This window comes from Streptomyces sp. NPDC047880, assembly GCF_040706515.1.
Taxonomy (GTDB): Bacteria; Actinomycetota; Actinomycetes; order Streptomycetales; family Streptomycetaceae; genus Streptomyces.
In genome coordinates, this window is sequence record NZ_JBEZOK010000032.1 from 42,595 (window position 1) to 54,149 (window position 11,555).

Here is an 11,555-nt window from a genome sequence, read left to right on the forward strand (position 1 = left end):
CCTCCTCCAGTACCGGGCGCCCCGGCGGCCCCTTTTCCTGCACTCGCCCATCGGGCCCCGACGATCGTTGGCCCGGCCGCAGCACAGATGTCGTCTTGACGGGTGGTCGTACTAAAAACCGGCGTCCGTACCCTCCCGAATGCCCGATTGTCGATACCCTCCGGCCCATGGACTGGACTTGGAATAACCCCCTCCCAGAGGAGGGACGGACGATCTCGTTCGTCGGCAAGGGAGGGAGCGCGAAGTCCACCACTCTCGCTCACCTCCTGCGGAACTGGAAGAAGATGGGCATCCCCGCTGTCGCCCACGATGCCGACGACAGCGACGGCCAGGAGGAGCCTGGTTCCCTGCTCGCGTGGGCCGAGATGCTTCCCGTGCACAGTGAGGGCCTCGGTGCCCCTGTGTACCGTGCCCCGGCCGCGCCCTCGCTCAAGGCCGAAGTGGACCGGCTCCGGCCGCCGCACGGCCTGTCCCTGATCGACACCAAAGCCTGGGACCGCGGCAAGCAGAACTCCCACCTCGCCGCGATCCGGGCCTCGGATCTCCTCGTGCTGGCCCTCTATCCGAGCGGCATGGAGAAGTTCCGTGGCGCGTCGATCCTGGGCGCGATGGACGAGGTCGAGACCATGTCCGGCCACCGGCCTCACGTCGTCTGCCTGCTCACGCGCTTCAACCCCAGCGCGGGAGCGGCTGATGGAGTCCGCAAGGAGCTGGAAGAGGAGGGGCTGCACGTCCTCAAGACTGAGATTCCCGCGTCCGAGTCCAAGACGGGTTACGCCCAGAGCTTCGGCACGGTCCCCCGGCTGAAAGCGGACTCCGACATGCACAAACTCGCCAAGGAGCTTCTAGTGGAGGTCACCCGATGAGCGCCCAGGCGCCGGCCCGACCGAGCATGGCCGCGGGCCGGCTCCGAAAGGGCGCCCAGCCCGTGAAGAAGGTGCCCGGCCTGGAGGCCGACCGCTTCAACGGCACCAACGTCATCGACCCTGCCCGCGTCATCAAGGGAACGCCGCAGGAGCAGCTGGAGCAGGTGACGGCCCTGCTCCGCGACGCCAAAGAGAGCGGAGAGGAAGCCGTCGCCGACGTCCTGGCCGTCGGCGCGGTCAACAAGGGTCTGCTCCTGGCCTACGCCAAGGAGAACGACCTGTGGCAGCACTCCAGCTGCACCAGCTTCGAGCAGTGGGGCGCGGAGGTGCTGGAGATCAGCACGAAGTACGTCCACCGGCTCGTCAGGGAAGCCGCGGCCCTGGCCAAGGTGGTGGCGCTGAACATCCGGTGTAAAAAAGTGCACCGCATCAGCAGGCCCTCCCACGCCGTCGTCATCGCCGCGGTCATCGACCAGCACGGCGAGGACGCCGCCCTCGCGGTCATCCCCAAGGCGTGGGAGCTGGCGGCGGCCGAGAACCGTCGGCGCCCCACAGCAGCCCTGTTCGAGCGGGCGGCCGCAGAGCTCAAGTACCCCATCAAACTGATCACGGACGAGAGCGACGACGCGGCGCCCGCGCTCACCGCTCCCCCTGCGGTCCTGCGGACCCAGAAGACCCTGACCCGCGTCACCGCGGCGCTCGGCAGCGTCAAGGAGCGGCACATCGCCGCCATGGAACGCAAGGACGCCGACGCGGTCCGGCGCCAGGCGGAGGAAGCCCGTACCCGCCTGACCGAGTACATCGAGACGATCGACAAGGTGTACCCGAAGAAGGTCGTCCCCGCCTCGCGCCCAGAGCTGGAGGGCGACGGGCGGCAGGACGAGGAGCGCACCGCCGTCGCCTGACCGTGCCGTCGCGAAGAAGGCCCCTTGAATCCGCCGACGGCGGGGGCCTTCTTCGCGACCGGGACGCTACTGCTTGGGGAGCAGCGCAGCGCCTGCCGCGCGAGCGGCGGCAAGAGCCTGGTCCAGCTCGCTGATGACGCTCGCCTCCGAGTCGCGGGCCATCATGGCCAGGACCTCCTCCGTGGCGCCGTCTCGGCTGCCGAGGCCCCGCAGCTGCTCACGCTCGCGGTACGAGATTCCCGCCATCGTTACCAGCGCCGCGTACTGCTCAAGGAGGGCCACCCGCTCGGTGATCCCTTCGAGGCGACGGCCCAGGCCCGCCCGGCCGGCGTCCAGGACCCGCGCGGCTTTCTCCCCCGCCGGCCAGGCCGGGAGACTCATCGCCTCCCGGCTGTACGCGGCGAGTGCCTGCGCGATCTCCCACTCGAAGGCGGGCAGGCCGGTGAGGTTCAGGTCGCGGTCGAGGAGTCCCTGCTCATGGAGCTCGGAGCCCAGGATCGAGTCGGTCGCGGCCTGGACGCGCACGAGGACCATGGCGGCGTCGGGCATGAATTCGGCTGGGCCGAGATAGCGGCCGTGGGACTCCTTCAGGAGCTGGGTGGAACGGTGGCGACCCCCCATGCGCTGGTTGGTCACCGCGATCACGACCCAGAACCCCAGCACCGCGAAGAGTGCGCAGCCCCACAGCAGCGACCGCAGCGCGGCCCAGTACGACAGGTCAGCGACTTCGCTGTAGAGCGTTGCGAAGATGGGGCAGAGCGCCACCATCCCCAGCATCAGCCCTGCGAGCCTCCTGAGCGGACGGAAGGCCGACCGCAGGAGTCCCGGCGCCGCGACGTCGGGGACGGGAGTGGACGCGGAGCGCAGGAGAACCGGGTCGAGGCGACGCAGGAACGTCTTCGCCTCTTCGGGGAGGCCCGGGTCGACGGCCACGCGTGGTGTGGCCATTGCGCGGGCGGAGTTGTAGGTGGTCATGAAGCCGGAAGGCCCTTCGTTGCAGGTTTCGAGATGGCCGGGAGAGGGGTGCCGCCCCTTTCCCGGGCGGAGCGTACGAGGGTCGGACGCAGGCGCCGCCGCGCTGATTCGGGTGGCGGGGACGTCGGCGCCCCGATCGGACCGCTGGGCGTCCCCCGGCGGAGTGGACGGGTCAAGTTGACCGGGTACTCCGCCGGGGTGTCTCCCGGATTCCTCACGGCAGCGCCTCGGTCTCGATGTCCGGGTACAGGGCGCGCAGCCGCTCGGGATCGCCGGTGATCACGGGCCACTGCCGGGCGGCGGCCAGGTAGGCGACGTGGCCGGCGGTGGTGCTGGCTTCGCCGTCCACGTTCGCGCGCAGGATGCCCGCCCCGCGCGCGTCCGCCTCATCCAGCGGGGCGACGGTCAGGAGGGGGAACTGGGCGATGGTCGACAGCGCGTGCGCCGCGTCGGTCTTGAGGTCGGCGTGCGCATCGGACAGGGCGGTCGCGGGGACGAGGAGCGGGATGACTCGCTGATGGGCGATCGACAGGAGGGCCTGCATGTAGAGGCTTCCGCGGGCGGCGGCGGTCAGCGCCGTGGTGTCGAGGATGCGGCCGCCGATCACGCGGCGCTGCTCTCTCCGGTGCTGGCGCCGACGCCGAGTGCTTTGGCGGCCCACCCCAGGTGCTCAGCGCCGGGGCGCTCGCCGGGGAAGAGGCGCGCGAGGACGGCGTCCACCTCGGCGGCCTCCTGCTCGCGCTGGAGCAGAGACGTGATGTGCCCCGATACGCTGCTGATCTGTCCTGCGGCCTCCCGCTCCTTGAGCTGGTCGAGAACTTCCTGCGGAATCGTGATCGCTGTCTTCGCCTTGGGCGGGGTCTTCGAGTCGGTCATACCAGAGTCATACCGCATCTCCGCCCTGGGTGCGAGGCACTCGGGGGAAGTCGTTGGCTGGAGCCAACAGGGGTCGATACGCTCGCCTTCGCCGTTGGCTACAACCAACACAGGGGGTTCCGTTGGCGTACGACGTCGACATGTTCGCCGATGAGGTCGAGCAGCTCGCCCAGCAGGCCGACCAGGCCGAGGGCGCCGAGCGCGTTGAGCTCCTGGCTCGCGCGGCCAATCTCGCGATAGACCCCCTGCGTCGCATCGAGCTGCTGATGCAGACCGCGGACGCTGCGGGCCGTGCCGCTCACCAGGCTGCGGGCGCGGCCCGGCGGGGCGAGAACCGGCCGGGGAACGAGCCCGCGACGTACGAGCAGATCGGGGCCGCCGCCGGCTTGAGCCGGGATGTGGCGTACCGGCAGCACACGCACGGTGCTGCGCTCGCATGGCCGGCGAAACGGCGGGGCGTACACAACGGGCGCACCGTGGCGCAGCCCGAGGCGCCTCTGGACAGTGCGGCGGGGGACACGAGGGAAGAGGTGGACGTATGAACGAGGATGACATCGCGCGTGGGGTGGCCCGCGGACTGCACGAGCATGAACAGCGTCGGGCCGAGGGGAACGCGCGCTCGCTGCTGGCGGGCCTGGGCATCATGGCTGCCCTGTTCCTCTTCTTCATCTGGCTGGTGACGTACGCATGACCAAGCCCTTCGAGGTGCATCTCTTCCTCATCAACGGCCAGCCCGACCCGGCGACGTGTGCCTGCCCCCGGGCGGCCTGTGGCGGACTCGTCAAGATGCTCGACGACTGCCCCGTTCACTGCCCCCTCTCGGGGGACGCCCCGATCATGGGTTTCAAGCCCGTCGCGCGTTGCTGCCCGGCGCCGCCCCAATCGGCTTCGGCGTGGAGACGCCCCCCACGAACCGAGGCCCGGACCAACATGGTCCGGGCCTCGGTTCGTGGGGGCGCGGCGCCCTACCGGTCGCCCGCGCTGGTGGAGGGGTCCACCAGCGCGGCCGCTTCCTCCAGGGCCTGCCTGGCCCGTTCGGTGGTCGCGGGCGGCTCGCCGGTCCGCCTGGCGTGCGCGTACGTCTCCCGCACGACGCCGCGCACGTACACGACGAGGTTGGCCCGCTCGGAGGCGTCCCGCCGGTCGTCGACGACGTCGGCCAGCTCGCTCCACCAGAAATCGTCATCCGGGTCGCTCAGGATCTCGCCGGCCTCGAAGTGCTCCAGCAGGGCCCGCGCGGCGGCATCCATCGCCGGGTACCGGGCGTCCTCCGCCCGCTCGCGTTCCCGCCGCTCCAGCTCCTCCTGGGCGGCGCGGGCCTCGATGATCCGGGCCACGTGCGGCTGACGCCGGTCCTCGGGGCGGCCGAGCACCGCCACCTTCAGGCTCGCGTGCCGGTTGAAGGCGCTGGACGGGTTCGGCTCGCCGTCCGCGTTGGTGTACTGGAGGGCCAGGGCCACCTGATCCCACTGCACCCCGGCGCCGCGGGCATCGTCGAGCGCCCGGAGCTGGAGCGGGTCGGCCTGCTGCCGCAGCCACTCGGCCAGCGTGATCCGCAGGAGCGCCGCCTGCTGGTACGCCTCGCCCTCCAGGCGGTCCGCGTGCGCCTGGGCGAAGTGCAGGACGCCGTGCGTCTCGCCGTCGCCCGGCCACCGCTCCAGGTATCCCTGGTCGCCTCGGCGTTCCGCGCGGGCGTGCAGCTCGTACAGCTTCCCGGCGAGCACCCGGGGATCGACCCCTTGCAGTCGTCGTGCCGGGCGGCGCTCCCGCGTCGCCTTCGGCGCCGCCTTCTTCGTTGCTCTGCGGCCCATGACCCCCTCGTTCCTACCGCCGCCACCGTACCGAGAGCGAGGGCGGCCCGCCCGCATGTGACAGCCCTCATGGTCAGTGCAGGTCAGAGCGACGGTGGCGGCTTGTAGCGTGGGCGACATGCCTGTCGATATTCGTACTGTTCTGCGTAAGCACGAGGGAGAGCTGCGGCGTTTTCGCCGGGGCCTGTTCTCCACGGACCCCGCCGACAGTGAGCTGGCCTCCGCGCTGCCCTCGTCCGTGCTGGAGCGGTACCGGGCGGGGGGACTGGCGGTGCCGCACTCTTTCGGTCCGGTGCGCTCGGTGACCGATCGGTTTGCCACCCTCAGCTTCGTCGGGGACATCAGCGACCAGGCCGCGCTCCTGGAGCAGCCGGGCCGGGAGGGGAGTCTGCTGACGCTGTCGGTCGCCGCGAAGCACAAGCAGCTCGGCACCCGTCAGCCCGTTAATCCGGCGGAGGCGCGGGCCTGGGTGGAGGCGATCGTGGGCCCCGAGTGGCTGCCGCACGTCTACTCTGCCGGCGCTCTGACCGGCGTCACCAAGGGCGGTTCCTCGACCTCGAAGCCGCTCACGACGCAGTTCTTCTACCTGTTTCTGGGCGCGGACGGTGTCCCGCACGCCGAGCCGGAGCATCACCTCGGCGTGCAGCTGACCCCGCTCACCGACGCTGCCTGACGCGACGCTGGGCCGCCCCTCGACGAGGAGGCCCGGCACGGCGGAACTGGACCGTCGACCTGCACGGGTGATCCCGTGCATGGGGGCTGACCAGGCGTTTTCTGTCGCCTGGCCCTCGGCGGGCCGCCCGCTCGGGAGGGGTCTCCGCAGCCGCGACCCAAGTTCGGAAACCGGGCGATCTTCGCAAATCCCGGCCGGTCCGCGCGCTTTCACTACTAGTGAAACACGTTCGGAGTACGCCCGGATCATGACATGCGCACGTCATCTAGACCGCGCATAACCGGAATTATGCGCGGCCTAAGTGATCTTGGTTGGATGTCAACAAAACGGTGACACCGCGTCGATGTCATCAATATGATGACGCCATGACTCAAGATCCCGACTCGTACGCGCAGGAGGCGGCCGCCCTGGAGCGGCTCACCCGCCGCCACGGCGGCGAGCACTACCGACGGCTCAACTCCCACGGCGGCCCCTACCTCACAGCCACCCCCCTGGAGGCGGTGATGCTGGTCGCCAAAGCCCTGGACCACGACGGCGGGGGCCGCGTCACAGGCCAGGACCTGGAGGACGCGATCCTGCTGCTCGACCGTGCCCGCGGCGAACTCGACCTCCACGAGCTGGAGCTGATCGACCACGCTCGCCTTCACCACGGCCGTACCTGGGGGCAGGTTGCCGAGGCGGCAGGAGCGGGACGAGACCGCCGCATCGCCCAAACCCGCTACAGCCGCCTGCGAGGCCGCGTGCCCGGCTACACGCCGCCGGTCACCCCCCAGGGGGCGGCCGGCGCATGAACAGCGACTACGAACACACCCGGGACCACATCCGGGCCACCCGTGGCCCGTTCACCCCCGCGGAACAGCGCGCCGCGGAGCTGGAGCTGGCGACGCTCCATGCCGACGGGCACCTTCTGCACCTGCGGGCGTCCGAGGGTGATCCGCCGACGCTGGAGGAGTGGGGGACGCACTACCGCCGCACGGCCCCGCTGCTGGTGCGTCTGGCGCTGTCGAACCCGGGACGCTACGAGGAAATGGCCCGCGTGGCAGTGCGGAAGTGGAGCGAGGCCGAGCAGCTCGAAGTGACCGCCATCGCCGCGGTGGGCACGGGCGAGGACGCCGAACGCTGGCTCGCGGGCAAGGAGGGCCACGCATGAGGGCCCCACACAACCCCTTCCCCGGCGCAGGCCCGCAGGATGAGGACCCGGTGCCGCCGGTGGCGGACCCGACCACGGGGGAGATCCGGCTCCTGGAAGACCGCTGCACGACCTGTGTCCTGAACCCCGCCGCGTCGGCCGCTCCGCTTCGCCCGGGGCGGCGGCAGCAGTTCATCCGCGAGGTCCGGGACTGCGGCGGACAGATCGTGTGCCACTCCACCGTGTCGCCCGTCGTGCCGGACGACTTTCCCGCCGCGATGTGCAGGGGGTTCGTCGATGCCTACGGGCTTCCCCAGGCGGCCCGGGAAGCCATCGAGCTCGGGGTCGGGCACATCGTGGAAGTCCCCGACCCCACGCGGACCGGCGCCAGTGCGCACGGAGGGCTTCAGCAGTGAACGGACCGAAGCCCGGCCAGGTCCAGATTCCGACCAACCTGGTCGTCATGCGGAGGCAGGAAGACGGAAGCGCCCTGCTTCCCGCCCGTCAGGTGACGGAGCTGCTGCGCACCCTGTCCACGGCCTTCCGGGATCACCCGGAGATGGACCCTGCGGAAGGACTTGCCTCCCTGGCGGACCAGCTCGACCTCATCGTCATCACTGCACTCGGCAGCGACACCGAAGGAGACACGTGACCACACCCCCCATGCTGCGGCGTCCGGCGCCGCGCCCCCTCGGCACCGACCCGGCCCACGCGGAGCACGGCGCCCCGGTCGCACGCCGGGGTGAACTCGCCATGGCGCCCAGGGACGCCAGTTTCCTCCGCAGCCCCAGCACCGGCGGCGACACCCAGCTGCACGTCGCCGTCTTCACACAGCAGTACGCCGTCGGGAGCGGCATGGTCGGCATCGCCGCGGCGTGCGACCCCGTGCGCATCCTCCTGGACGAGGGCCTGTTCTTCGGGGCCCACGAACTCCCCAAGTCCCGCTGCCGCCGCCCCGGCTGCCGGACGCTGTTCGAGGCGGCCGACCGGCAGCACGACGACCTGGAGCACATGAGGGCGTACTACGGCCTCCAGGAGCGCCACGGCGTTCACCTCGGCCTGGCCGTCCGCGTGCGGCGCCACGGCCGCCCCGGGACCGTCGTCGACACCGCCGGCCGGTACCTCCTCGTCCGCCTGGACGACGAGCCCCGGCCCGTGCGCTGCCACGTGACACACGCGATGGAGTACGAGACCGGGCCGGGGGAGTGGGTCGCCGTCGCCCCCATCACCCACGACGGGGCGCCCGCGCCCGCCGGATAGGCGGCGGGGGAACGAAAAGGGGGTCCGGAGGCATTCGCGCTGCCTCCGGACCCCCTCGAACTGTACGGGCCCCGAACGAGGAAGGGGCCTCACACCGGTTGTCCCGGTGTGAGGCCCCTTCCCTGTGCGTGTCAGTCGACGCCGGGCACGGCCACGGGGTTGTCGCCGAGGTAGCCGAGCCGGGCGTCCACGTTCGCCTCAGCCTCCCGGAGCCGCTTGGTGTGCGGCTTCTCAGACACCCGCCCGTTCCTGGTCACGCAGCGCTCGCCCGAGCTGACGTGGCAGGTCTCGCACTCCAGCTCCAGGACCTCGACCTCGACCGCTGCGTCCCGCTCCCTGCGGCGCCTGGCCTGGGCCGCCTTGGATTCCCAAATGACCCGCATCCCCGCCATGGCCTCCGGGTACGTGGTCGTCTCCGTTCCCGGTACCCGGGCGCCGTAGGCGAGGTGGAGCAGCTGGCGCGCCGTGGGCACGACGGCGGGCCCGCCGAAGTCCTCGCGATCGGTGCCGCGCGCCGCAGATCCCCACGGATCGCCGGTACCGGAGAACTTCGTGGCGAGCGGGACGTCGCCCTCGACGATCCGGGCGAGCTTGCCGGCCTCCTCGCCGATCTCCCGCAGCTGTCCGGCCTTCGAGCGCAGACTGTCGATCATCGGCTCCAGCTCGACCGGCGTGGCGGGCGTCTCCGCCGCGCGAGCGATCTGCCGCAGCCTCAGCTCGATCGCCGCCAGTTCGACCGCGATCTCGTCGAGCGTGATCTGACGCCCCGCCATGAGGTGGGCGATGTCGGCCTCGGCGTCGGTCTCGTACGACGTGTCGTTGTTGTTCAGCAAGTCCGCTCCAAACGGGGAAGCAAGCCCCTGTGCGAGATTTCGAGTGATGACGCTGGTCGAGGTGCCACCCCCTGCCAGCAATGACAACAATACCACCTTTATTGGTGGCGTGGGAGGGAAAAGGGTCCTCGAACGTCTCGCCGTCGAGCTCCTCCGGCTTGTGCCGGAGCGTGCCCGTGCGTTCAGCGGAGAACGGTTGGCTGCTCTGGCGGGCCGTGGCTGAGGAGGTCAGCGATCAAGTCCGCGAGGCCGCGCGGGTAGACCGTCTCTCTGGTGTCGCGGAGCTCCTGGAGCGTCCACCAGCGGCGGGCTCGGATGTTGTCGGTCTGGGTGGCGCGAGCTGGGTCGACGTCGGAAGCCTCGATACGGGCGAGGAAGTATTTCTCGACCTGGCGGACCAGTTGCCCGGCGACGGCATGGTCCTGGCAGCGTTCAGCGACCTGAGCGACCAGGGTGACGTTCGCAGCCCCGAGTTCTTCGCCGAGCTCCCGCAGGACGGCCGTGGGGTAGTCCTCGTCCGGCTCCAGGCCCCCGCCGGGGGTGGCCCAGAAGCCGCCGACCTCGGCGTAGTGAAGCAGCAGGACCCGCCGGTGGGCGTCGATGGCGACGGCTCGGGCCGCCTTCCGGAGGGGCGGAGCGCTCATCGGGCCAGTCTGGCAGCAAGATGATCCGTGGCGGACGGTGACCGCCCGTCCAACATCCGTTTATCCCTGCTGCTCAGTGCTGGGGCCTGCGCCGTGGGTGGTGCGGTCCATGCGCGCCGTGAATCCTCCCGCGCTGTCCCTGGTGAGCAGGAGCAGGGGCTCGGTGGCGATCAGGTCGGGGGTGCCGGTGATGCCGCCGACCTTGCGGGTCGTGGTGACCGCGACGAAGTCGCCGCCCGCGGCGATCTCGTCGAGATACTCGGTGTTGCGCCGGGCGCGTTCCCCGTTGAGTAGGCACTTGGCGGCGCCGAGGACGCCGAGTGTCAGGCAGCCGCCGAGCAGGATCACGGTGGTGCCCTGGTCGAGGGTGAGCCGGGTGATGATGGTCAGGTCCGCCAGGAGCTCGCCCTCGGGTGCCCAGGTAGGGGCCAGCCGGATGTCCCCGTGGCCGGGGAAGAGGAGCGCCGGGTCCGGGGGAGCGGAGAAGCGGTAGGGGAGGTGAGGGCCGAACTCCGCGTACGCGGTGTTCCGGTCCGGTGCGCCGAGAACCACCAGGCAGTCCGGCTCAGCGTTGTAATACTCCCCGGGGTGGAAGTCCCGGACCTTGGCGGCCGGGAAGTCCTGGGCGAGGCGGGCGCGGACGTAGAACAGGGCGTCCAGGTCGGCGAAGCCCGCATAGCGGGAGTACAGCGGGTCGTTGGGGCGCTGTCGGGGCCGGTCCGGGAGCGCCGAACAGACGACGTCGATGCGGGAGGCCCCCGAGACTCCGAAGAACTGGGCGGCCTCACCGGCCGGGGCGGGTGCGCCTTCGGGCGCCGGCGGGGTGTGTGCGAGGTAGCTCCCGTCCGCGACGAGGAGCGCGAGAGTGTCCAATGCCTGTCCAGCGTGACGGCGAACGGTCTTGGCGGAGCAGCCCAGCACCCGGGCGAGCGACTCCTGCCGCTCCGTCAGGGTCGGCCAGGAGTGTTCGGGCAGCAGATTGAAGTCGGCGGCAGCGTAACGGCGCTCGTGCGGCGTCAACCCGTCGATCGCCCGGCGCAGGGCCGCGACCAGGCGGGTCGTCTCGCTTCCGGCGTCCGACAGCGGGGCCTGGCGGGCCAGCAGCAGCCCGCGGAGTTGATCGCTCAGCGCCGCCACGGCCCCCGGGTGGCCCAGGGCAGGGCCCTGCCGGAGTCTCAGCAGCTGCGTGCGGACGTCCTCCGGGGAGAGTCGGGGCGGCGGAACGGCGGGTGCCGGCGCCGGGCGTTGACGTACTCCGTCGCGCATCCGAGGCGCCCCCTTCCGGGTCCGGCCACACAGAAAGATCACCAACTGTCACGATCTCGTCACCCTAGGGTGTACCGCCTGAATCTTCTCCTTGCAACTTCACTGCGAAACTTCACCGACTGCCCAGGGGGTGGGCGCCCCTTGTCCAAGCGGTGTCCAGCGGGCGGGATCTGTCCAGGTCTTGGGGCAGCTGACGGGATGTCTGCACGGTGCGAACCGCGGCGACGATGACGCAGCCCGCTGACCCGATGCGGGCTCTGGACCTGCGACGACAAGGGAGTAATGCCATGCCGCAGCCCCCGCCTCCTCCGCCCCCG

At 70.9% G+C, this 11,555-nt stretch carries 17 protein-coding genes; 10 read left to right on the plus strand and 7 right to left on the minus strand.

Annotation, left to right across the window (positions count from 1 at the left end):
* Positions 1 to 167: 167 nt before the first annotated feature.
* Both AB0937_RS34055 and AB0937_RS34060 read left to right on the plus strand, forming a co-directional pair.
* Positions 168 to 866: a hypothetical protein gene (locus tag AB0937_RS34055; RefSeq protein WP_366717347.1), complete on the plus strand. Its 699-nt coding sequence runs from the start codon at positions 168 to 170 to the stop codon at positions 864 to 866.
* Complete coding sequence (locus tag AB0937_RS34060; RefSeq protein WP_330269867.1) at positions 863 to 1,771, plus strand: hypothetical protein; 909 nt, start codon at positions 863 to 865, stop codon at positions 1,769 to 1,771. The genes AB0937_RS34055 and AB0937_RS34060 overlap by 4 nt, the downstream gene beginning before the upstream one ends.
* A gap of 66 nt (positions 1,772 to 1,837) precedes the next feature.
* On the opposite strand, the gene AB0937_RS34065 is transcribed toward AB0937_RS34060, so the two are convergent.
* The 3 genes from AB0937_RS34065 to AB0937_RS34075 form a co-directional block, all read right to left on the minus strand.
* A complete protein-coding gene (locus tag AB0937_RS34065; protein ID WP_366717349.1) occupies positions 1,838 to 2,746 on the minus strand; it encodes a hypothetical protein in 909 nt (302 codons plus the stop codon).
* A gap of 214 nt (positions 2,747 to 2,960) precedes the next feature.
* A complete protein-coding gene (locus tag AB0937_RS34070; RefSeq protein WP_366717351.1) occupies positions 2,961 to 3,353 on the minus strand; it encodes a hypothetical protein in 393 nt (130 codons plus the stop codon).
* Entirely contained in the window at positions 3,350 to 3,622 is a 273-nt protein-coding gene (locus tag AB0937_RS34075; RefSeq protein ID WP_366717353.1) for a hypothetical protein, read from the minus strand. The genes AB0937_RS34070 and AB0937_RS34075 overlap by 4 nt, the downstream gene beginning before the upstream one ends.
* 122 nt (positions 3,623 to 3,744) lie before the next feature.
* Between AB0937_RS34075 and AB0937_RS34080 the strand changes: the two genes are divergently transcribed.
* Positions 3,745 to 4,164 carry a hypothetical protein gene (locus tag AB0937_RS34080; RefSeq protein WP_366717355.1) on the plus strand — a complete coding sequence of 140 codons (420 nt, stop codon included), beginning with the start codon at positions 3,745 to 3,747 and terminating at the stop codon, positions 4,162 to 4,164.
* A complete protein-coding gene (locus AB0937_RS34085; protein WP_203610188.1) occupies positions 4,161 to 4,313 on the plus strand; it encodes a hypothetical protein in 153 nt (50 codons plus the stop codon). Before AB0937_RS34080 ends, AB0937_RS34085 begins: the two co-directional genes overlap by 4 nt.
* Before the next feature lie 274 nt (positions 4,314 to 4,587).
* On the opposite strand, the gene AB0937_RS34090 is transcribed toward AB0937_RS34085, so the two are convergent.
* On the minus strand, positions 4,588 to 5,433 hold the full coding sequence (locus AB0937_RS34090) for a hypothetical protein (RefSeq protein ID WP_366717357.1): 846 nt from the start codon (positions 5,431 to 5,433) through the stop codon (positions 4,588 to 4,590).
* Positions 5,434 to 5,551: 118 nt separating this feature from the next.
* Here AB0937_RS34090 and AB0937_RS34095 point away from each other — a divergent pair, with 118 nt between their 5' ends.
* The 6 genes from AB0937_RS34095 to AB0937_RS34120 all read left to right on the plus strand — a co-directional run bounded on the left by AB0937_RS34095 (position 5,552) and on the right by AB0937_RS34120 (position 8,495).
* On the plus strand, positions 5,552 to 6,106 hold the full coding sequence (locus tag AB0937_RS34095) for a hypothetical protein (RefSeq protein WP_366717359.1): 555 nt from the start codon (positions 5,552 to 5,554) through the stop codon (positions 6,104 to 6,106).
* Positions 6,107 to 6,471: 365 nt separating this feature from the next.
* Complete coding sequence (locus tag AB0937_RS34100) at positions 6,472 to 6,897, plus strand: hypothetical protein (RefSeq protein ID WP_366717361.1); 426 nt, start codon at positions 6,472 to 6,474, stop codon at positions 6,895 to 6,897.
* Positions 6,894 to 7,256, plus strand: a complete 363-nt coding sequence (locus AB0937_RS34105; protein ID WP_366717363.1) for a hypothetical protein — start codon at positions 6,894 to 6,896, stop codon at positions 7,254 to 7,256. The genes AB0937_RS34100 and AB0937_RS34105 overlap by 4 nt, the downstream gene beginning before the upstream one ends.
* Entirely contained in the window at positions 7,253 to 7,651 is a 399-nt protein-coding gene (locus AB0937_RS34110; RefSeq protein WP_366717365.1) for a hypothetical protein, read from the plus strand. The genes AB0937_RS34105 and AB0937_RS34110 overlap by 4 nt, the downstream gene beginning before the upstream one ends.
* Entirely contained in the window at positions 7,648 to 7,887 is a 240-nt protein-coding gene (locus AB0937_RS34115) for a hypothetical protein (RefSeq protein WP_366717367.1), read from the plus strand. Before AB0937_RS34110 ends, AB0937_RS34115 begins: the two co-directional genes overlap by 4 nt.
* Entirely contained in the window at positions 7,884 to 8,495 is a 612-nt protein-coding gene (locus tag AB0937_RS34120) for a hypothetical protein (RefSeq protein ID WP_366717369.1), read from the plus strand. Before AB0937_RS34115 ends, AB0937_RS34120 begins: the two co-directional genes overlap by 4 nt.
* 131 nt (positions 8,496 to 8,626) lie before the next feature.
* Here AB0937_RS34120 and AB0937_RS34125 read toward each other — a convergent pair whose 3' ends face one another.
* From AB0937_RS34125 to AB0937_RS34135, 3 genes are all read right to left on the minus strand, one after another.
* On the minus strand, positions 8,627 to 9,328 hold the full coding sequence (locus AB0937_RS34125; RefSeq protein WP_366717371.1) for a hypothetical protein: 702 nt from the start codon (positions 9,326 to 9,328) through the stop codon (positions 8,627 to 8,629).
* A gap of 182 nt (positions 9,329 to 9,510) precedes the next feature.
* Positions 9,511 to 9,972, minus strand: coding sequence for an NUDIX domain-containing protein (locus tag AB0937_RS34130; RefSeq protein ID WP_366717373.1), 462 nt, complete (start codon positions 9,970 to 9,972; stop codon positions 9,511 to 9,513).
* A 60-nt stretch (positions 9,973 to 10,032) separates the two neighbouring features.
* Positions 10,033 to 11,238, minus strand: a complete 1,206-nt coding sequence (locus tag AB0937_RS34135) for a hypothetical protein (RefSeq protein WP_366717374.1) — start codon at positions 11,236 to 11,238, stop codon at positions 10,033 to 10,035.
* Between the last annotated feature and the right edge of the window lie 317 nt (positions 11,239 to 11,555).

Coding starts and splice junctions, on each gene's coding strand:
- AB0937_RS34095 (WP_366717359.1), top strand. CDS start 5,552: ATGCCTGTCGATATTCGTACTGTTCTGCGTAAGCACGAGGGAGAGCTG.
- AB0937_RS34065 (WP_366717349.1), bottom strand. CDS start 2,746: ATGACCACCTACAACTCCGCCCGCGCAATGGCCACACCACGCGTGGCC.
- AB0937_RS34090 (WP_366717357.1), bottom strand. CDS start 5,433: ATGGGCCGCAGAGCAACGAAGAAGGCGGCGCCGAAGGCGACGCGGGAG.
- AB0937_RS34135 (WP_366717374.1), bottom strand. CDS start 11,238: ATGCGCGACGGAGTACGTCAACGCCCGGCGCCGGCACCCGCCGTTCCG.
- AB0937_RS34100 (WP_366717361.1), top strand. CDS start 6,472: ATGACTCAAGATCCCGACTCGTACGCGCAGGAGGCGGCCGCCCTGGAG.
- AB0937_RS34075 (WP_366717353.1), bottom strand. CDS start 3,622: ATGACCGACTCGAAGACCCCGCCCAAGGCGAAGACAGCGATCACGATT.
- AB0937_RS34105 (WP_366717363.1), top strand. CDS start 6,894: ATGAACAGCGACTACGAACACACCCGGGACCACATCCGGGCCACCCGT.
- AB0937_RS34085 (WP_203610188.1), top strand. CDS start 4,161: ATGAACGAGGATGACATCGCGCGTGGGGTGGCCCGCGGACTGCACGAG.
- AB0937_RS34060 (WP_330269867.1), top strand. CDS start 863: ATGAGCGCCCAGGCGCCGGCCCGACCGAGCATGGCCGCGGGCCGGCTC.
- AB0937_RS34130 (WP_366717373.1), bottom strand. CDS start 9,972: ATGAGCGCTCCGCCCCTCCGGAAGGCGGCCCGAGCCGTCGCCATCGAC.
- AB0937_RS34055 (WP_366717347.1), top strand. CDS start 168: ATGGACTGGACTTGGAATAACCCCCTCCCAGAGGAGGGACGGACGATC.
- AB0937_RS34110 (WP_366717365.1), top strand. CDS start 7,253: ATGAGGGCCCCACACAACCCCTTCCCCGGCGCAGGCCCGCAGGATGAG.